This window comes from Bradyrhizobium shewense, assembly GCF_900094605.1.
In the GTDB taxonomy this organism is placed as follows: domain Bacteria; phylum Pseudomonadota; class Alphaproteobacteria; order Rhizobiales; family Xanthobacteraceae; genus Bradyrhizobium; species Bradyrhizobium shewense.
The window spans coordinates 282,200-300,721 of the sequence record NZ_FMAI01000005.1 but is presented as its reverse complement, the minus strand read 5'-3'; the positions used below and the strand labels follow the sequence as shown (position 1 = coordinate 300,721).

General features: G+C 58.5%; 23 protein-coding genes. 3 read left to right on the top strand and 20 right to left on the bottom strand.

The window, feature by feature from the left end:
* Window positions 1-5: 5 nt before the first annotated feature.
* The 4 genes from nifW to nifH form a co-directional block, all read right to left on the bottom strand.
* The gene (nifW, locus tag GA0061098_RS12450; RefSeq protein WP_091956584.1) at window positions 6-347 is read right to left on the bottom strand and encodes a nitrogenase stabilizing/protective protein NifW; all 342 of its coding nucleotides are present in this window, start codon (window positions 345-347) and stop codon (window positions 6-8) included.
* 343 nt (window positions 348-690) lie between these two features.
* Window positions 691-1,881, bottom strand: coding sequence for a homocitrate synthase (gene nifV / locus GA0061098_RS12445; RefSeq protein ID WP_430649260.1), 1,191 nt, complete (start codon window positions 1,879-1,881; stop codon window positions 691-693).
* Window positions 1,882-2,097: 216 nt separating this feature from the next.
* Window positions 2,098-2,889 carry a nitrogen fixation protein NifQ gene (locus tag GA0061098_RS12440; RefSeq protein ID WP_091956583.1) on the bottom strand — a complete coding sequence of 264 codons (792 nt, stop codon included), beginning with the start codon at window positions 2,887-2,889 and terminating at the stop codon, window positions 2,098-2,100.
* Window positions 2,890-3,035: 146 nt separating this feature from the next.
* The gene (gene nifH, locus GA0061098_RS12435) at window positions 3,036-3,920 is read right to left on the bottom strand and encodes a nitrogenase iron protein (RefSeq protein ID WP_091956652.1); all 885 of its coding nucleotides are present in this window, start codon (window positions 3,918-3,920) and stop codon (window positions 3,036-3,038) included.
* Window positions 3,921-4,477: 557 nt separating this feature from the next.
* Between nifH and GA0061098_RS12430 the strand changes: the two genes are divergently transcribed.
* Window positions 4,478-4,891, top strand: a complete 414-nt coding sequence (locus tag GA0061098_RS12430; protein ID WP_091956582.1) for an ArsC/Spx/MgsR family protein — start codon at window positions 4,478-4,480, stop codon at window positions 4,889-4,891.
* A gap of 445 nt (window positions 4,892-5,336) precedes the next feature.
* Window positions 5,337-6,080, top strand: a complete 744-nt coding sequence (locus GA0061098_RS12420; RefSeq protein WP_165637310.1) for an OmpW/AlkL family protein — start codon at window positions 5,337-5,339, stop codon at window positions 6,078-6,080.
* A gap of 390 nt (window positions 6,081-6,470) precedes the next feature.
* On the opposite strand, the gene GA0061098_RS12415 is transcribed toward GA0061098_RS12420, so the two are convergent.
* From GA0061098_RS12415 to GA0061098_RS12345, 15 genes are all read right to left on the bottom strand, one after another.
* Entirely contained in the window at window positions 6,471-6,818 is a 348-nt protein-coding gene (locus GA0061098_RS12415) for a (2Fe-2S) ferredoxin domain-containing protein (protein ID WP_091956579.1), read from the bottom strand.
* A 1,435-nt stretch (window positions 6,819-8,253) separates the two neighbouring features.
* Window positions 8,254-8,700, bottom strand: coding sequence for a Rieske (2Fe-2S) protein (locus GA0061098_RS12410; protein WP_091956651.1), 447 nt, complete (start codon window positions 8,698-8,700; stop codon window positions 8,254-8,256).
* 23 nt (window positions 8,701-8,723) lie between these two features.
* Window positions 8,724-9,182, bottom strand: a complete 459-nt coding sequence (locus tag GA0061098_RS47200) for a hypothetical protein (RefSeq protein ID WP_347337524.1) — start codon at window positions 9,180-9,182, stop codon at window positions 8,724-8,726.
* A 121-nt stretch (window positions 9,183-9,303) separates the two neighbouring features.
* Window positions 9,304-10,458: a DegT/DnrJ/EryC1/StrS family aminotransferase gene (locus tag GA0061098_RS12400; RefSeq protein ID WP_091956578.1), complete on the bottom strand. Its 1,155-nt coding sequence runs from the start codon at window positions 10,456-10,458 to the stop codon at window positions 9,304-9,306.
* Window positions 10,459-10,499: 41 nt separating this feature from the next.
* Window positions 10,500-10,769: a DUF6129 family protein gene (locus GA0061098_RS12395; protein WP_091956577.1), complete on the bottom strand. Its 270-nt coding sequence runs from the start codon at window positions 10,767-10,769 to the stop codon at window positions 10,500-10,502.
* Window positions 10,770-10,803: 34 nt separating this feature from the next.
* A complete protein-coding gene (locus tag GA0061098_RS12390) occupies window positions 10,804-11,163 on the bottom strand; it encodes a DUF3024 domain-containing protein (protein ID WP_430649259.1) in 360 nt (119 codons plus the stop codon).
* Between the two features lie 15 nt (window positions 11,164-11,178).
* Complete coding sequence (locus GA0061098_RS12385; RefSeq protein WP_091956575.1) at window positions 11,179-11,418, bottom strand: nitrogen fixation protein NifZ; 240 nt, start codon at window positions 11,416-11,418, stop codon at window positions 11,179-11,181.
* A complete protein-coding gene (locus GA0061098_RS12380) occupies window positions 11,415-11,729 on the bottom strand; it encodes a nitrogen fixation protein NifZ (protein WP_091956574.1) in 315 nt (104 codons plus the stop codon). Before GA0061098_RS12380 ends, GA0061098_RS12385 begins: the two co-directional genes overlap by 4 nt.
* A 329-nt stretch (window positions 11,730-12,058) precedes the next feature.
* Window positions 12,059-12,283, bottom strand: coding sequence for a 4Fe-4S binding protein (locus GA0061098_RS12375; RefSeq protein WP_091956573.1), 225 nt, complete (start codon window positions 12,281-12,283; stop codon window positions 12,059-12,061).
* 10 nt (window positions 12,284-12,293) lie between these two features.
* Window positions 12,294-13,793 carry a nitrogenase cofactor biosynthesis protein NifB gene (gene nifB / locus GA0061098_RS12370; RefSeq protein ID WP_091956649.1) on the bottom strand — a complete coding sequence of 500 codons (1,500 nt, stop codon included), beginning with the start codon at window positions 13,791-13,793 and terminating at the stop codon, window positions 12,294-12,296.
* 397 nt (window positions 13,794-14,190) lie between these two features.
* Entirely contained in the window at window positions 14,191-15,054 is an 864-nt protein-coding gene (locus GA0061098_RS12365; protein WP_091956572.1) for an SIR2 family NAD-dependent protein deacylase, read from the bottom strand.
* Window positions 15,051-15,275 (bottom strand): putative nitrogen fixation protein NifT, encoded by a 225-nt coding sequence (gene nifT, locus GA0061098_RS12360; RefSeq protein WP_091956571.1) that lies wholly within the window; start codon window positions 15,273-15,275, stop codon window positions 15,051-15,053. Before nifT ends, GA0061098_RS12365 begins: the two co-directional genes overlap by 4 nt.
* 5 nt (window positions 15,276-15,280) lie before the next feature.
* Window positions 15,281-16,453 (bottom strand): cysteine desulfurase NifS, encoded by a 1,173-nt coding sequence (gene nifS, locus GA0061098_RS12355; protein ID WP_091956570.1) that lies wholly within the window; start codon window positions 16,451-16,453, stop codon window positions 15,281-15,283.
* Window positions 16,450-16,740 carry a NifU family protein gene (locus GA0061098_RS12350; protein ID WP_091956569.1) on the bottom strand — a complete coding sequence of 97 codons (291 nt, stop codon included), beginning with the start codon at window positions 16,738-16,740 and terminating at the stop codon, window positions 16,450-16,452. The genes nifS and GA0061098_RS12350 overlap by 4 nt, the downstream gene beginning before the upstream one ends.
* Window positions 16,741-16,760: 20 nt before the next feature.
* The gene (locus GA0061098_RS12345; RefSeq protein WP_091956568.1) at window positions 16,761-17,081 is read right to left on the bottom strand and encodes a HesB/IscA family protein; all 321 of its coding nucleotides are present in this window, start codon (window positions 17,079-17,081) and stop codon (window positions 16,761-16,763) included.
* 270 nt (window positions 17,082-17,351) lie between these two features.
* Between GA0061098_RS12345 and GA0061098_RS12340 the strand changes: the two genes are divergently transcribed.
* A complete protein-coding gene (locus GA0061098_RS12340; RefSeq protein WP_091956567.1) occupies window positions 17,352-17,942 on the top strand; it encodes a hypothetical protein in 591 nt (196 codons plus the stop codon).
* Between the two features lie 9 nt (window positions 17,943-17,951).
* Here GA0061098_RS12340 and GA0061098_RS12335 read toward each other — a convergent pair whose 3' ends face one another.
* A complete protein-coding gene (locus GA0061098_RS12335; RefSeq protein WP_091956566.1) occupies window positions 17,952-18,347 on the bottom strand; it encodes a Rieske (2Fe-2S) protein in 396 nt (131 codons plus the stop codon).
* Window positions 18,348-18,522 lie beyond the last annotated feature (175 nt).

Here is an 18,522-nt window from a genome sequence, read left to right as displayed (position 1 = left end):
CTAGATCACTTCAGCTCGCTCAATGGCACGAAGGCCGCCGCCTTCTTAGGGTCTGCGACCGCCTCCTTCAAAACCTTGAACACTCGCTGGTCGATCGGTGACGATGCCACGAAATCGGCATAGGCCTGCTCCAGCATCGCCTTGCACCGAGCTCTGATTTCCGGCTCTGCGGCACCAGCAAATTGCTCTTTTGCAAGATATTGTCCCATGCGCTTTAAGATGTGAAGGCGCGCGACATTCACGATTTTAGGGTCGTAATCGACGCCAAGTAGCGAAAAAAAATCCTCCGCCGATGAGGCCTTGCTGAGCCGATCAAGGATACCGGCTGCCGGGGATGAGTTGATCATGGAAAATTCTCCTTCGGATTAGCTCTGGACGGTAAATGAGATGGGGTGACGCCTGTTGACTGCTGGCGGGATCAATGGCCAAACCCCGATCGAGGCTGACGCTCGTCAGGACGGTCGCCGGACCGGAACTCAGCGCGAGAAGACGCCGATTGGCAGTGCGGGGCGGCTCGCCATTGGGTAGGAGATCACAGCATGTATGGCGGAACGGGAAGTAAGATCTGGAGGTGAGATCACGCCAGGGGATCTGACGTGCGAAAGCTGGACGCCGTTCGGGCCCATCAGCGATATCGGACGCCGTCCTTGCGGCGCGTCTGTTTACGCAAACGCTGCGGGACACGGCTTTTCACGCGGGGTGGGTTGCCAGGCATCCGCACACGTCGCGCCAGATCGCCGCCACGGTTTCGCGCTCGACCGGCCCCTTGTGCTCGATGGCATATTTGCGCACTTGCGACAGAATCTGTCTGACTTGATCGGCGCTGGCGACGAGCTGCAGTTCATCGAGTAACGCGGTGATCGCCCCAAGTCCGGAATGCTTGCCGATCACAAAGCGGTTGCAGCGGCCAAACAAAACGGGATCAAGCGATTGATAGGTGCGTTGATCCTTCAAAAGGCCATCGACATGAATGCCGGATTCGTGCGTAAATACATGCTCTCCGACGATGGCCTTGTTCATAGGAATCGCACGTGCGGCCGCGGCTGCTACCACCGCGGCGACGTTCTCGAGCTCCGGGAGTATGATGCCGGTCTCGCGCCCGTAGAGCTGCTTGAGTGCGACCGCGATTTCCTCGAGCGGGGCATTTCCGGCCCGCTCGCCCAGCCCGATGACGGTCACTGAGGCGTGGCTCACGCCGGCCTTGATAGCGGAGAGCGTGTTGGCGGTTGCGAGTCCGAGATCATCGTGACCGTGAAATTCGAGTTCGAGATCGGTGGTCGCACGCAAATTCCTGACCAGCACGTAGGTTGCGTCGGGATCGAGCACACTGAGTGTATCTGCAATACGAAAGCGACGCGCGCCCGCGGCTTTTGCAGTTGCCATCAGTCTGATGAGAAAATCGATGTCGGCGCGGGAGGAGTCCTCACCACCGACGGCGACCTCAAGTCCGCGCGCACAGGCATAGCCTACCGCTCGCTTCACCCGTTCCAGCGCCAGGTTGCGATGACCACCTAGCTTGGCCGCGATCTGAACATCGGAGGTCGGGATCGACATATTGATCATGGACACCTTTGCTTCGATCGCCGCATCGACATCCGATTCCCGCATCCGGCACCAGCCTATGGTGGTCAGCGGAAGATCTGCTTCGACAATGGCGCGAATGGCGGCGATCTCCTCGTTGCCCATCGCCGGCGTTCCCGCCTCGATCTCCGTGACTCCGGCCCGCGCAAGCGCCTGCGCGATCGCTAGCTTTTCCTCTGTGGTGAACGCAACGCCAGGTGCCTGCTCGCCGTCGCGTAATGTCGTGTCGTTGAGCACGGTGGGCTTGGCGCGCACCTGATCGGACCAAGACGATTTTGCGGCGGTGCTAGCGGCAATCACGCGAGAGCTCCTCATTGTTTGACCTACCTAAGCTTCAGCAAATGGATTGTCGTAAATGCGACAGGCTCATGAAGCGGACGCCTCGCCTATTGCCCCGCCGAGTTCGAACTTTAATGCAGTAGCGGCGCGCCAGGATGTGAGAATTGTTGCGGAGCACTTGAGCCCGCCGCCGCCTTGACACATGGTCACTCGCTCAAAACGGCGTCAGCCGCGCCCTCAACCTTCCGCGCGGCTTACCAAATCCTGCGAGGCTTTCTCCGATGATGGTGCGATCGCGGACCCTTGTGGCAGTTCAGATGGCCAGTCGCCGGCAACGACCGGCCGAGCCGCCTGCAACAGAAAATCGCGCCGGCGCTCGGCCATCCGGCTCTCACCGCTTTCTTCGCCGAAGCAGAGGTTGAAGTCGACACAATGCGTGCACACGGGTGTCGTGCACATCACGAGGCCCTCATCCTCGCAAAGCATGCGGTAGAAGAAGCGCTTCCAGCGCATATTGTTGACATTGCGCAAGGCGAGCGGCGCGAAATGGCGGCTCAGCAGCCGAGAGAGTTCGCCGCGATCGCGCAAGCCAAGAGCTTCCCACAGATGGCCTGGCTCAATGGCGCGCCGCGCGATCATCGCAGCCAGCCAGTGGCCGATATCCCCTTCCGTTGAGCGTTGCTTGAGCAAGAGATCGCGCAGCATTGCGATCTCTTCGTCCTCTTCGCACTTGAAAACCGAGAGCTGCTCCACGAGCTTGATCTCAAGCGAGGGAAAGTACTGCTCCAGCAAGGTCGCCAGTTCAAGGCCGGACAGGCCGGCCTTCTCGGGAAGGGAGCCACCATCCATTGTGGCAGCCGCCAAGATAGACGCCAGGACATGGCGATCGAGATTGCTGTCAACGGCAATATCGGCATCTGCAGGAGGCACACCGGTGAGCAGGCTGTAGGTTGCAATTCCCCTGTGCATCTGGCTGTTGGCATCAATGGCACAAGCAGCCCTCAACGGAAGGAAGTGCGATTCGGACATAATTTTGCGAGTTTCCACAATGGTCAGGCTTGCGCTGCCGCAACCTGGTTTTGATCAGGGTCGATCGTCAGAATGCCGGCCTCCCGGGATGGGCGGGGGACCGGCATTCGTCGCGCGCCTTCACAAGGCCGAGCGACTCGCGACCTTTACGAGGCCGCGAGTTCGGCGGCGGTCTTGCCGACGATGGCTTCGTCTACGGGCTTCATAATGCCATGCTCCATCAGCATGTCCTCGAGCTCGTCCATGGAGATTGGAGTCGGGATGATGCCCTTGCCGCCATTTTTGTGAACCTTGGTCGCAAGATTGCGATAGTGATCGGCCTGCTTGGAATCGGGTGCATATTCGAGCACCGTCATGCGGCGTAACTCGGCATGCTGCACCACGTTGTCGCGCGGCACGAAGTAGATCAGCTGAGTGCCTAGCTTCTTGGCCAACGCTTCCGCCAATTCCAGCTCCTTGTCGGTCTGCCGCTCATTGCAGATCAGACCGCCCAGCCGCACGCCGCCAGAGTTTGCGTATTTCAGGATTCCCTTGGAAATGTTGTTCGCGGCATACATCGCCATCATTTCACCGGACATCACGATATAGATTTCCTGCGCCTTGTTCTCGCGGATCGGCATCGCAAAGCCACCGCAAACGACGTCGCCGAGCACGTCGTATGAGACATAGTCAATGTTTTCGTAGGCGCCGTTCTCCTCCAGGAAATTGATCGAGGTAATGACGCCGCGGCCGGCGCAGCCGACACCCGGCTCAGGACCACCGGACTCCACGCAGCGAATGTCCTTGTAGCCGACCTTCATTACGTCCTCGAGCTCGAGGTCCTCCACGCTGCCGGCGCTCGCTGCAAGGCTCAAAATCGTGTCTTGCGCCTTGGCGTGCAGAATCAGGCGGGTCGAGTCCGCTTTCGGGTCGCACCCTACAATCAGGATTTTCTGACCCATCTCAGCCAGCGCCGCCAGCGTGTTTTGCGAAGTGGTCGACTTGCCGATGCCGCCCTTCCCGTAAAACGCGATTTGTCTCAGTGAAGACATGTTGCTCTCCATCAACCGATTTGCCAAAAGTTGCGCGCTTCTTGCGCGCGAGCTTGTTTCTCTCGCAGAAACGGGGGCACACGGGTTCAAGGGAAGGAGCGCATCGCTCGTCTTACGCGTCGGCGTGCACTCAGCCCTCACTCAGTGTTGCTGCCGCTTATTAGCAACCGCCGTGCCAACGCTTGACCGCGCTCCTTAAGCTTCTGATTACGTTTCTGAAAACCAACTAGCCGGTGAGCAAGGTCTTGGCTGTTTCGGATCTAACAGGACCCGCGGCTGTCAGAAAACTAACAACGACCACAACCATCAACGCGAAAAGCCGATTTGGGGCGATCTGTTCCGATGCCTTCAGGTGTGGAACGGAACTTGCTCCGATTTGACGACAGTGAATATGCCGGTCGGGCCCGAAACCTGGCGCATCAGCGGCGAGGTTGCATACCATTGGTACGGGGCTTGGTGCGCTGACTTTGGAGATGATCGGGCAAGAAATTGAACAGGCTCCCGAAGCAGCCGCGCCGTGCCAATCGTTCAGCTCGGCGCGCCTACATAGGTATGTCGTGGCGACGATCATCTTTTATCAGAAACCCGGCTGCGCCACTAACGCGCGTCAGATTCAAGCGCTGAAGTCCGCCGGCCACGACGTGATCGCCCAAGACATCTTGAAGGAGCCATGGGATGCGGAGGAATTACGCGGCTTCTTCGGCAATATGCCCGTCGCCTCCTGGTTCAACCGAGCTGCGGCACGTATCAAGTCAGGCGAAGTCAATCCCGATACTATCGACGCTGCAAGCGCACTCGCATTGATGGTCGGCGATCCGCTCCTGATACGACGACCGCTGATCGACGTTGACGGGGCACGTTGTGCCGGACTTGATCATGAGCCCGTGCTGTCGCTGCTTGGCCGCAAGACGCAAGATGATCTCGAGGGATGCTTGCACGAAGCAAACCCCACGCGTTGTCCGCAGACCTGAGGAAACGAAGGAGCGTCCCCCAGCCCATCAAACAAGCCAAAGATGACGTTTCCCACTTCCGGCCTCCTTCACGGGCAATAGGCCACGGGACCTTCGCTGAGACGGCCCGCGCGAGTGGCTGTTCCGTAAGGGACATCGCCTATATTGTTGCGCTCGAATGCCGCGCGTCCTTGTGAGAGGCCGCGACAGTTGCCGCTTATCGCGCATGACGTCCGCGGCCTGGATTGGATCAGAGCACCGAGCCGAGAGGTGGTTTCTTGAAGAGACCCGGCTCTCTTGAAGTGAATAACAATCAGAACAGATCTCCAGGCTTCGCGGCCGTGATGCTTATGCAACTTAGCGGCATAATTGCGCTCTGCCCGCTCCCATTTTGATCGGCATCAAATCCTCCGCCATTCCCCGTGTGTGACAGAGATCTCGCGCGGCTCTTCGCGCGAATTTTGGAATGGAGAATTCGATGAGAACAAGGACAGTTCTGACGAGGGCATCACTCCTCGCGCTAGCGGCCTCGTTGGCCAACATCCCGGTACAGGCTGCAGATCTGGGCCGGGCGTCGATCTACTATAAAGCGCCCCCGATCGAACCCTCTAATCCATGGATGATCCGCCTCCGCGTGCTTGGCGTTTTGCCGGATACCGCAGGCAGCTCAGTCAGCGTCGCCGGGGCGCCCTCGCTGTCCTCACCAAGGTCTGGGCTTTCGATCAGCGATCAAGCCATACCCGAGCTCGACATCACCTATTTCTTCACAAAAAACGTTGCCGCCGAACTCATTCTCGGCGTGACCAGCCACCACATCAGCGGCAATGGCGCGCTTACTGGCCTCGATATCGGCAAAGCCTGGCTTTTGCCGCCAACACTGACCCTGCAATATCACTTCACCGATTTCGGCGCGCTCAAGCCCTATATCGGCGCGGGCATCAATTACACCACATTCTTCAACCAATCGGCAGCCAATACGTCGCTGGTCGGTCTTGCCGTTACGGATTTGCGCATCAGCAACCAATTCGGCGCGGCGGTCCAATTCGGCTTCGATTACATGCTTGATCGTAACTGGGGCCTCAACTTTGACGTGAAGAAGCTATGGCTGCGGCCGGAGTACTCCGCGACCGTAAACAATACGATTGCCGTCACCGGGCGCGCCAACATCGACCCGTGGCTCGTCAGCGGCGGCGTCACTTACAAGTTCTGAGGCTGGAACAGGATCAGAAAGGGAGTCCGTTTGATCAACCAGGACGCGGCGAGCTCATCGAGCGCGTCCCCTAATCTCACCGCAGTGCAAGCAGAGCGAGATGACGCGTCGAGGACGCCTCATCTCGCGAGACGCGGAGAGCCATTATCGCGCGGCATGGAGTGACAGTACACAAACAGATCGACTCAGCATGCGCGCAAAGGCGCCATTTGCCGATTAGGCCAGAGAAGAAAGGCGGCACGCCGCGGAAACGTCAATGACTTGCTGTTCTCAAATCCGGGGCGTGATAGCTACGCTAAATCTCAGACGCTCTGACCTCCGAGCGGCCAGCTCATCGCTGGACAAGCCGTCGATGCTTGCTAGCCCGGGCAAGTCGCCGCTAATCGGCCTCTAGCTTCGCTTTAACACCATCACAAGACGGTCGACACGTTTGCCCTGCTTGAGGTGGGAGTTTAAGATTTCGTCGACATCCTCAGGCGTGGTCGCGCGATACCACACTCCATCGGGATAGACGACCATCAAGGGACCAGAGTTACAAAAGCCAAGGCAGCCTGCCATCGTGAAGCCAATACCGTTGAGGCCTTCCGCTTCGATCGTCTTGGCCATTCGATCCCAGAGGGCTTGCGCGCCGGAGGCGCCACAGCTGCCGTGCGGATGAGTTGGCGGACGCTGCGTGTTGCAGGCAAAGACATGATGCCTATAAAGTTGAGGAAGCTCGAATTCGGTTTCTGAGTTCATGCGCCTATCCTGTGATCAATGGGCTTCATCTGAGAAGAGACAAGATGCGAGCACATCGCCCCCCACAATCTCTTACCAATAAACGCCGCATCGACCAATTGATGCTAATTCCCACTCGCGCTTGCCAAAGCAGGCAAAATGAGCGGGCGCCATAGTGATTGTCGTCGCTGAAGATCAGCGATAGATGTCTTCGCGTCCAGAGCAGCCTCCTTGATCAATCCAACCTCTTCTGCCCTCATCGCGATCTTTCTGCTCCCGCATCACTTGCTCACCATCCAACTTCTCCAAAGCAAATTACACACCACATGCGTAACGTTCGTTTCTGCATCGATGCCTTGCTTTGCGCGACTAACAATTATTGCGACGGTTGAGACAATGTCGTTCGCTTCTGTTTCGGACACGACAAACCTCGCATTGTGTTTGACCCTTCAACCTTCTGCAGTTCGTACGCAGAATGACCACGACTCTCGATTATTTTGCCGAGCTCTTGCGCTATCATATCTTGGAATGAGCAGCGATCCTCATGACCCTGGAGCCGCCTAAAAAGATCATGCGGTGAGTTGAGCGCCGTTGTTCTGCCATCGTGATCGGCTGGCCGCATTTGACCAGCACGAGCCCACAGCATCTTTTTCGCCCTGAAGCTGGACGCTGCGTTCCGCCGCTGCCCATCTATCGTTTGCTCAACAGATAGCGCCTGTCGCGAGAGCCCAACGAGGCAGGACTGATCGCCGAGCTACCTTTGAGGCTGCAGACCAAGCGGGTCACAATCCCGTCGGCAGCAACGTTAAACCGCAACACAACTGTCCCAAATTGGGACCACACTTCGCACGATACGCGTCAAGACGCGCTTGCAGCTGCAAATGCGGAACAACGAACACGTGCCCATGAATGCATTTGGTCCTAACCGGCCCTAACGGACGATGGTGGCGCGATTCGCTAAGAGCGCCGCGTTGCAGCGCAGGGAATAATGCTGGCTGCGCCGGCCGGCCTTCTGACACAGGATCGTCATTACTCCTGGCCAAACGGTCCTGTCAGTCTGGGTCCGCGCCGTTCTCCAAGCCCAGACGCGCCCTCGGCGAACTTCCAGCCGCCGGGGGCATTTCCCGCTTAAACATATCGCCGGCAATAGGCGACCTGGGTCGGGATGCCACCGGGCGATGACGTCAGCTCTTCATCGAGCGTGATTGCCTGACCGGCTCCAAAGTGCTGCAATGGAAGCATGTCCCGCCTGCCGGCTCGATTTGACGAGCCAGCGCAAGAGCAGCTTGTTGGTGCTGCGGAGGTCGCGGAGTGCAAGGCGCAATCAGACGAGGCATCCGTTTTGTCTCACAAATCAAAAGCTGTGACACGCATCTGCCAACGCTCACGAGTACAATGGCCTCATCCGAGGGCAAAGCGCCTCAGGCAGCTTGAGCACAACAAAGAGATAGACCCGTTAGTCCGGATGGATCGTGATATCCATGGTTTCGTCGCTGTCCCCGAAGGGGTCAGAAAACCGATCGTCCTCGAGCAGCTTGACGCCGCACAGGCAGACCTCACCTTCGATCACGGCGAGCGCTACCGGCTCGAGCGATCGTCCATCGCAAGGGCCGTCGATGCACATTCCAGTGTCGATCTCGAATCTTGCACCGTGCCGGCCGCATCTGAGAAAGGTGCGGTCCGCCGAGAAAAACGCACCGGAGCCGATGTTGAGCCAGGCGCTCTCATGCGGACAACGATTGACGTAACCGAGGTAGTCATTGCCGAAGGTGCGCACCACAATAATTGGAAACGGCCGGCTCTCGCCCCTATCATCAATCCGCGATAGGCTAAAGCCCATGGCCTCACTCCGCTCGATGGCATCGGCCGGACAGACGGCAAAAACCTCGATGTGACCGCTCATCAGGTTGCCGATTATAGGTTCGCTCATCCCGGCCTCGCAGTTTCCTGCTTGAAGGCTTGGATCGCAGTCCGGCTCAGCTGAAAAATCCCACGGCCACGAGCGAGCGGCCGATAAGCCGAGCTGGCACGGGTGTTGAGGACGTCAAACCACTGGTTCGGCGTGAGCTTCGCCGGACGCTCGCTGATTTGGATCACCCTTCCGTTCGGAGCGAAGCGGACGTGGATGATGACTTGTTGCGAGTTCATACCGATCCCCTGTCTTGGTAACCCTAAAGATCCTGAGCGGACACCGAGAATCTCGACTGTGATGTGCTTGGTTTGGGGCATCTTGACGCGTAGGCTCTCAACCCGCGCCTTGGACGCGCCGCCTTCTCTGCTATCGAGTAGATCTTCTTCGCGCTCGCTGGGGAGCATTTCTCTTGCGGCCTTAAGACGAGTGCATGTCTCCAGCGGAATCCGGCGCGCTCGTGCCATGTGGATCACGATGTGTCCGACAACGCTGCGACGACCTATCCTCGGCTCGTTTGCTCATCTCTCGCGATGAGAAACACCACGCTCTTCGCAATTCAACCCTCATTCTTCCGTGTCGTGGACGACGAGCATCTCAGTAGATCGCGGCACCCGCTCCCACGTTGATCGACGCATCTTTCATGGTCTCGACGATGAACTCGATCTGCTTGTTCGTGAGATGGGTGTGAAACGGAAGCGCAAGAGCGCGATCTGCTATTCTTTCCGCAACCAGGAAATCGCCACGCCGATAGCCTAAGTCTAAGTAGTGGCGTTGCAAGTGCAGCGGCTGGCTATAGGCGGCGGATTCAACCTGCGCGACGCCCAGATCATCGATAATGGCGTCGCGCCCCGATCGCGTGAAGCGTGTCCCCAGATGAACGAGATAAAGCAACCAGTTCACCTCGGTCACATCGGGGCCAACATAAGGCGGCTTGATGCCCTCAAATGATTGCATATGCGCGCGATAAAGCTGCTCGACGAACCGACGCCGCTCCAAGATTTCATCGAGACGCTCGAGCTGCGCTAGGCCCAAGGCAGCCGTCAGATCGCTCATGCCGGCCTGATAAGGCGCCGTGCTACCGACAACAACGGAAGAGCGCTCGTCCAGGCGATGGGCGCGATGGCGACGCAATCCGACCGCGATGTCGATATCGTCGGTCACCACCATTGCGCCTTCGCCACAGGTTAGGGCCACCGGCTGAGCGAAGTCGAACACCGCGAGGTCGCCAAACCGGCCGACGAGCTCACCCATGTAACTCGATCCGATCGCCTCGGTGGAATCCTCCAAAAGCAGCAGTTGATGGCGCTGCGCGACCGCGCGCAGCTCCGACCATGGCGCTGGATGACCGTTGGGATTGCCGGCGACAATCGCCCGCGTGTTGGCCGTGATGCGCTCTTCGGCCTTCGCTGGGACTAATGCTCCCGACCAATAGTCGACATCTGCAAATACCGCTCGTGCGCCTGCGAGACTGATGGCATGCGCGGTCTCACGAAAGGAGTAGGGCGAGGCGATAACCTCCTGCCCCGGGCCAATGCCGAGCGCCCTCAGCGCAAGGAGGAGCCCGATGGTACCACTCGAGACCGCAACAGCATATTTGCGCCCAAGATAGGCGGCGAAAGCGTGCTCAAACGCCTCAGCGATCCGCCCGTTGGAGATCTGCGGCGAACATAGCAGCGTTTCCACGGCAGAGAGCTCGGCGAAGGTGATATCCGGATCGGACAGTGGAATGAATGATGTATTCTCGTCCACAGTGTGCGCGCCATCAAGCCGATGCTCTGCTAGTTCAGTGCTCACAGCCCAACATTCCTTTTGGCCAATACGATGCCGGTCGCCCGCGTCGGATCGGCCGTAATCTGCACGCAGTGATCCGATCCATCGATCAGATGAAGGTCGAAACGCGGAAACTGCCGGAACGGATGATCCGCCACATCCGACGCATCACAGCGCACCCAAGCAAGCTGCGGAAAGCGGCGCTGCAGCTCGACAAACGGGCCCATCTCGGCGCCATCGGCTGCAAGCAGCCGCTCGATTTCGATCACTTCCTCCGCGGTGAGCGCCATCGTGGCTCCTCTATGACTGGTGAAAGGCGGGGCGTCATTGCCAAAACAGACGCTCCGGATCCGCATTCAATTCGTCGATTGCCAAAGTCAACCGATGGTAAAGGCTGTAAAATTCCCAGATTCCTCGCGCGTGATTCTTGCGAAACAGCTTCCAGATCCCGCTCACGGCATCATAAAGAATCAGCGCGACATCGATGAGTGCGCCATCCTTGTCGATGTTGCGCGAGCAACAGGGGCTCTCGACGAGGTAGCCGCCCCTCACCGGCGTCACGTTCGGAGAGACGTAGAGATAGCGCTTGCGCGAGCTCAAGCCGCGCTCGATCCGTTTGCGATCGAGCTCGTTGGGGTGGGGCACCAGCCCGGCCTTTACCTTTCTCATCAGCGCAGCATTCACGGCGAAAGCCTCCATTCAAAGCACTGTGATTTCTTCTTCAAAACAGCCGATGAGCAGCTGCTCACCAAAGTCGACAATGTAGATCGGCACGTTCGCTTCGTTATGGATCGCGACGTTGATGATCTCACCGGTCGCTCCGGCGGCGAGCAAGACTCCTTCGGGCTCCGTATCGGGAAATGAGTTATCGTTGATGAGGTCGACTGCGGTCTTGACCCGCTGGCCACGTCGATATTTCGGAAAGCCGGGCTGCGTCATAACTCCTCCGGCAACGGCAGATCATCGACCTCCTCGCAGGCGTCCACCGACTCCAGTTCCTTGCGCTTCATGCCAACTCGGTAGCCGCTTTCCAGATATTCGACGCCGTAGATGTAGAACTGCTGCAGGAACGTGCCGATCGATACGACGTAACCCACCTCTCCCTTCTTTACTAAAACGTCGCCAATCTCCTTGCCGCAATAGGTGCCATCATTGCGGATGGTGCGTTTGGCTCGCACCTTTTGGCCAAAGCTGAAGACAGGCGGCTCGCTGAGCTCGACGACGTCGCTGTCGCGAACGATGCTGTTCATGTATCGCTCCTCATGGATCGCTCCTTTAGAGATGCGGGGAGCGGCCTCGCCCACCGCAGGCGAGATCCTGCATCACTTCATCCTCGCGCGGCATCGTCAGTCACATCGACGATGGCAGCGCTGCCGAGAAGGACACTCTCGGCATCGCGAAGCACCTTTGGACCACCGCGCGGAATGAAATACCGCCAGGCCCGTGCCGCCGACCTCGATCCCAGGGCAATCGTGATGGAGGACCGAACGCCGGTGCCTGCGCCGCCGCCAACGCGCAGCCCGACGCTTATGACGCTTTCAGAACCAGCTCTTGGCATGCCACTCACGGGCCTCGCACTTTAGGCTGGCGCCTGGTAGCGAGGCAAGGATGTGTCAACCACGCAGGTGTTGTCGACCGGACAGGCGGCGACACATTGCGGCTCGTCGAAATGGCCAACACACTCAGTGCATTTCGCCGCTTCAATGACAAAGCTCGCCCCCTTCTCCGAGATCGCAACGTTCGGACATAACGGTTCGCAGGCTGAGCAGCTCGTACACTGCGAGGCGATGATCTTGAATGGCACATATTCCCCCTTACGCTGCAGAGATCAAAGATCCTTGTCGGATCACAGCGTCGCCGCGCTGCACGTGCTGGATCTCCCCGCGTTTCACCTTGTCCAGATAGGATTTGAACCAGGCGATCGCCGACTTCTCGATGAACTCATGGGCGTATTGATCGACCGGCTGGATCCCCGCCTTGATCAGATTGCTTTTCGGGCAGCCGCCGATCTTGGACACGAAGACCGCATGGCAGTCATGGATGCCACGCATGATGGCAGAAAGCCTGTCCTCCTCGCCATAACCGCCCTGGCAGTAAACGTCCACGCGGCGGTGGCCGACGAATTTCGCGCCGGATGTAGAAAGTTCGTACACCTGGAATTCCTTTGCATGCCCAAAGTGCTCGTTGATCAACCCCGAGCCCTTGGTTGCGACGGCCACTAGAAGAGTGATCGCGCTCGTCTCTCCGGCAAATTCCGCGAGCTCCTTTTGGGCGGCCGCGACTTTGGCGGCACGCTCATTCTCTACCCTGCCCTGATATGCCTTGCGCATCTCTAAGTCATATTGGACGTCCATCCTCATGACCTTATCGGTGGTGAACTCTGCGCTGCGATTCTCCCCGAGTAAACCGACCGCATCGGCGCGGCACTGGCGGCAATGGCGCATCATTTTTATCTCTCCTTCGCAAGCATCTTGCAGCGCCTTCAACTCCTGCGCCGTCGGTCCGCGCTGACCGTTGAGGCCAAATACTGTGCCGTGCTCGGGCGCGGAGATCAGCGGCATGATATTGTGAAGGAAGGCACCGCGCGACTTCACCGCTTTGTTGACCTCGATCAGGTGGTAGTCGTTGATGTTTGGGATCATCACCGAGTTGACCTTGCATAGGATACCCCGTTCGCTAAGCATCTCGAGGCCTTGCAGCTGGCGTTCGGTGAGTATCCTTGCCGCGTCGATGCCGGTGTAGCGCTTGTGGTTGAAGAAGACCCACGGGTAGATCTTGGCGCCGATTTCGGGATCGACCATGTTGATAGTGATGGTGACGTGGTCAATTTTCGACCTGGCGATGGCATCAATATGGTCCGGCAGAGCCAGTCCATTGGTTGACAGGCACAGCTTGATGTCCGGAGCCGCCTTGGCGACCAGCTCGAACGTCTTGAACGTCTTTGCTGGATTGGCCAGGGGGTCGCCGGGGCCAGCGATGCCAAGGACCGTCATCTGCGGAATGGTGGTCGCGACCGCGAGCACTTTTCTTACCGCCTGCTCAGGCGTGAGCTTCTCGCTCACCACACCCGGACGCGATTCATTGGCGCAGTCGTATTTTCGGTTGCAGTAATTGCACTGGACGTTGCAGGCAGGCGCGACCGCGACATGCATGCGGGCGTAATGATGATGCGCTTCTTCGCTGTAGCAGGGATGGTTCTTGACCTTTTCCCAGATTTCGATCGGCAGATCGCCTTGACCTGCCTGCGAGCCGCAGCTCGCCTGCCCGGTCTTGGCCGAAGCGCGGCAGCCCTTATGCTCGGCGGCCGGCTTCATCTTGCCGCTATCCTCTACAGCTTTGACATATTTTCCGCGTCCGGCGACCGCGTTCATTTTCATTTTTCCCTGCAGGCATCATCGCCCCCCAGGACCATCCGTGAGCGAGCCTCAAGAAGCTGGGTAGCAACTTGCATGCCATGGCGGAGACGATGAAATTGGAGCCATACGCCAACGAGTTGGCGGAAACGATCGGCGCTGGCGCATGTAGGAGCATGCAATGATGCGCTTGTTGACAATGCGACAGATACGTCGTCATTCTCACGCAGCGCTCCATGGCTTGCGCATTCATTCTGGCGCTGAGTGCCGGGACCCGGCTCCATCTGAACGGGTCTTCTCGCGTTGCCGCTCTCGCAAATATGTCGATACGAGCTGGGGATTCGGCTTCACAAGGACGCTAATGGGTGATCAGTATCTCAACCGCGGCAGGGATCCCAATCGCAAGCGGTGTAAGGCCTTGCTCGACTAAAAAGCGGAGCTCGTTGCGAGAGAGCGCGTCGGGATCAACGATCGCATAGTGGGTGTCGGCCGAGCGCTTGATGATCTGCCGGGCATAGTTACGCAACAGCTGGTCGTTGAAGCGACAGCCGATGAAGAGAAAGGTCTGTCCGATTCGCCTTTCCTTGATGATGTCTGGAATTGGCGTTTGAATGTCGATTTCGGTCAACGCCTCGACATAGTCAGCGTCGGAGATAAGGAAGTTGTTGGCCGGCTCCACGCTGCCATGCGGCTTGTACAACACAGTCGCCCAGCTGCCGGCCAAGGAACCGCCGGCCTCTTGGCCAAGTGAATCGTAAAAGCGATACCAGCGATTCTCGCCAATGCCGATTCGGGTGATACCCTGCACTTCGCCCCATCCATCGCGCTTACCCAGCGCCGCGCGCATGGCGGCATCATACCACGCGTCGACTATGACGGGCAGCGACAGGGACGCAAGATGATGGTGCAACCGCGTCGGCTCGACTGGCCGAGCGAAGGCCTGCGTCATCAATGCCGTCACGGTGGACCGGTGTTTGCTGATCTCGATATGCTGCGCCGACGCCCACGCATTGCCCCTAGCCCGCCGCGGCAGCGCGACCTTGCTAGCGAAGAAGCTGGCCAACGCCTCTGGCGTGGTCGGCATATCGGATCTGCACAATTCGGCCAGGCCAGGACCGAGATAGGGAATGATGCTCGCGGCCCTCAGGCCGGCAGCGATGTCCACGAGCATCGCCTTTACATCGGCAGCATCGACAAAGTCGATCTGCGGGGGCGCCTTCACGGAACGTCCCCGTTCTCGCCCCGTTTTTTAGCATTGATTGTGATCGGTAACCGTGTGTCGCTCGCCATCTCTGGCAAATCGAGCACCCAGCCATTAGCTACTTTGATCCAGCCGCCCCATAGGGTCTCGTACTCGGATTCCACGATTGGCTCTTCGAGATCCTTTTTTGGCACGTAGATCGACAGGCCCGCGTCCGGAGACCGGCGGATCATGATTTTCACGAGGTCTACTCCCTGACTGCGACGGGGGAGGTGGCGCGCAGGCGAGCCACGATGTCGGACACTGCGCACACGACCTCATCGACCTCCGCGAAGGAGGTTTCACGCGACAGAGAAAAGCGCACCGCGCCACGCATCCGCCACGCCGGCACCTGCATGGCACGCAGAACATGGGATGGCTGCATTGAGCCGGCGTTGCAGGCTGATCCGAGCGACACGGCAATGCCCGCCCTGTTGAGATGGTGGGCGATGGCTTCGCCTTCGAGATGATCGAAAGCAATATTGGCCGTGTTCGCTAATCGATTGCTGATATCGCCGAGCGCGACGCACTCGCCATTGTGCAAAATTCCCTGCTCAAGGCGATCGCGCAACGCGCCAATGCGAACGCGCTCCGGTTCGAGCCGCTCCGCCGCAAGCTCGGCGGCCTTTCCCAGGCCGACAATGCCAGGAATATTCTCAGTTCCGCCGCGGCGCCCTCGTTCCTGTGATCCGCCGCAGATCAGCGGCCGGAATTTTGTCCCTGTCCGCAAATATAGCGCGCCGATCCCCTTGGGGCCGTGCAGTTTGTGCCCGGATAGCGACAGCATGTCGATCGCACTGTCCTTTAGGTTCACGCGCACCTTGCCGATGGCCTGGACCGCATCGGTGTGAAACAGCGCGCCCGCCTCACGGGTCAACCCGGCCAGAAACTCCACGGGAAACACCGTTCCGGTCTCGTTGTTGGCCCACATAACCGAGGCAACCGCTGTGCGTGGCCCGAGTGCGCCGCGAAACGCCTCGATGTCGAGCCGGCCGCGGGCATCTACGGGTACGATGTGCGTCTTGACTCCTCTTGTCGCCAATTGCTCGGTTAGCGCAAGAACGGCGGAGTGCTCAACTGAGGTGGTGACGATCTCGTCCCGGTCTTCCTGTGTCGCAAGCGCAGAGAGGACCGCGGCATTATTGGCCTCGGTCCCTCCCGAAGTGAAGACAATTTCATGGTCGTATGCGTTCCCTAGCAGGCCCCGCAAGCTACGCCGGGCCTGCCTCACAGCGACTGCGACCTCGCTGCCAAAGGCATGCGTGGACGAGGCATTGCCGAATTGCTCGGTGAAGAACGGCAACATGGCTTGCAAGACCGATGGGTCGGTCCGCGTCGTTGCATTGTTATCGAAGTAAATCTGCACTCGATTTTCGCTCAATGCACTGCCTTGCCTGCAGAAGCGACGGGGAGCAGGCGAACCAATTCGCCGAGTTTATCGACCAGCCGCGCCTGAATGCCTTTCAGCGTCACGCTCGAAAGCTTACACAACATGCAGGCGCCGGTCAGCCTGACCATGACCCTGCTGCCATCGATCCGGATCAGGAGACAGTCGCCATCCTCGCGTTGCAGATTGGGTCGGATCTCTTCGATTGCGCCGCGAATGCGAAGCTCTCGGTCTGTTGCAGTGAACGACGATTGCCTCAGTTGTCCTGGTTCGGCCGGCATGCTTCGATGTCTCCCCCTCATCAGCTGAACGATTTTCCGCATGAGCAGTTCGCGGTGGCGTTCGGGTTGTGAAAGGTAAAGCCAGAACTCTCCAGTGCCATCACGAAATCGATGGTCGTGCCGATCAGATGCTCACGGCTCTTGTTATCAACGAACACCTTCAGCCCGTCGCATTCGAGCACGGTGTCGTCAGGCTTCGGTTCTTCGACCAGACCCATCTTGTATTTCAATCCATTGCAGCCGCCTGCTTCGATCATGACGCGCAGACCGCCGGTCGGGTGCGTCGACGATGAAATCGCGCTCTTGATTGCATTCACTGCGCTATCGGTCAGGTTGATCACGACTTTCCCTCATCAGCTTGATCTCGCTGCTAAGGGCAAATCACGTGCCAGCGCGCAGACGCCTGATGATGCTCCCTTTTTCGGATCGCCCTGTTGGCGTTGAAACCGGTGTCGGGTTCCCGACAAGGCTCCTTGACGCGATCGCAGCCACTGACCCGCTTTCTTTGTAAGCTACGGCGAAGGCCCCTACTCATGCGGCGGCAAGCAATTTGCATCGCATCTGGCACCGGCCAAGGCGTCGGTGAAGAGCTTAGATCGAGGAAGAATTTAATGACTGCAATCGAGAACACCGCACTCGGCAGAATTGAGAAGGAGGGCCGCCTGCTCAATGCCGTACTCAAAGGCGGGACTACCAAGCCGGGCCGGTTCGGCTTTCGCGGCGACGTGGCGTTAAAATTCCAGACTCAGGTCGCGGACGAGAAACGGCCGCCAGACTATTCGATTGAGCAGGTGTTGGCGATCGCGCAGGACGGCGAACGCACTATTCCGGTGCTGGCCGGCTACCTGCATTCCTTCGCCTATCTTGCTGACGTCGCGACCGTCCTTGACGGCGCCTTAAGCCCAACCGGCAGCTACTTCATGTTTTGCAACAACATTGATTTACTGGCGAAATACCGAGTGAAGTTCGGTGATATTAGCTTCCACGTCCTACCGTGCGATGAATCCACGGTTTGGAAGGAGATGATGGACCTGGTCGGGCTCAACAAGGACGAAATCAAGAAACTCGATCCGGGCGGCAAGCTTGATTACCTCCTCGATGCCGCGAAGGATCTCGACCTGTCATATGAGAAGATTTCGTACGACGACGGGCTAAAGAGGATGGAGCCCGTGAAGAACCGCAACGAGAACCGGCCGGTCTGAGCGCGGCCTTCAGTTATTGGCCGATGCATCGTCTTCGACAAGATGCACACCAACGACGCAGATATCACCATCCAGAACTGCCAACGCGATCGGCGTGAGCGCTCTACCTTGACATGGACCTTCGACGCACCGGCCGGTGCCGAGTTCGAAGGTCGAACCATGCTTGCCGCACATCAGCCGGATACCATCTGGATCGAGGAATTCGTTGGGCTCCCAATCCAAATTGACGCCCCTGTGCGGGCATTTATTGGCGTAACCAAGCACCTTTTTGCCCCAGCGCACCACAATGATGGACCACGGCCGGTGATTGCCGTGATCATCGACGACCATAAGGTGGAACCCCATGGCCTGGCGGCTCGGAATGTCGTTAAAGCTGCAGATCGCGTAGACGGGATTTGGCTTCATTTATCGCCCATTACTGCAAGACGCTTTTCATTGTCGCTGTGCAATCAACCTGCAAGAACCGTACAAGTCCGGGCTGATAGCGTCTGTGGTAATCCAACGCGCAAGCCAGCCATTGCTGGGTCACCCAATTACCCGACGCATAATTCAGATCAATCAGTTCGACAATTTGGGCCTT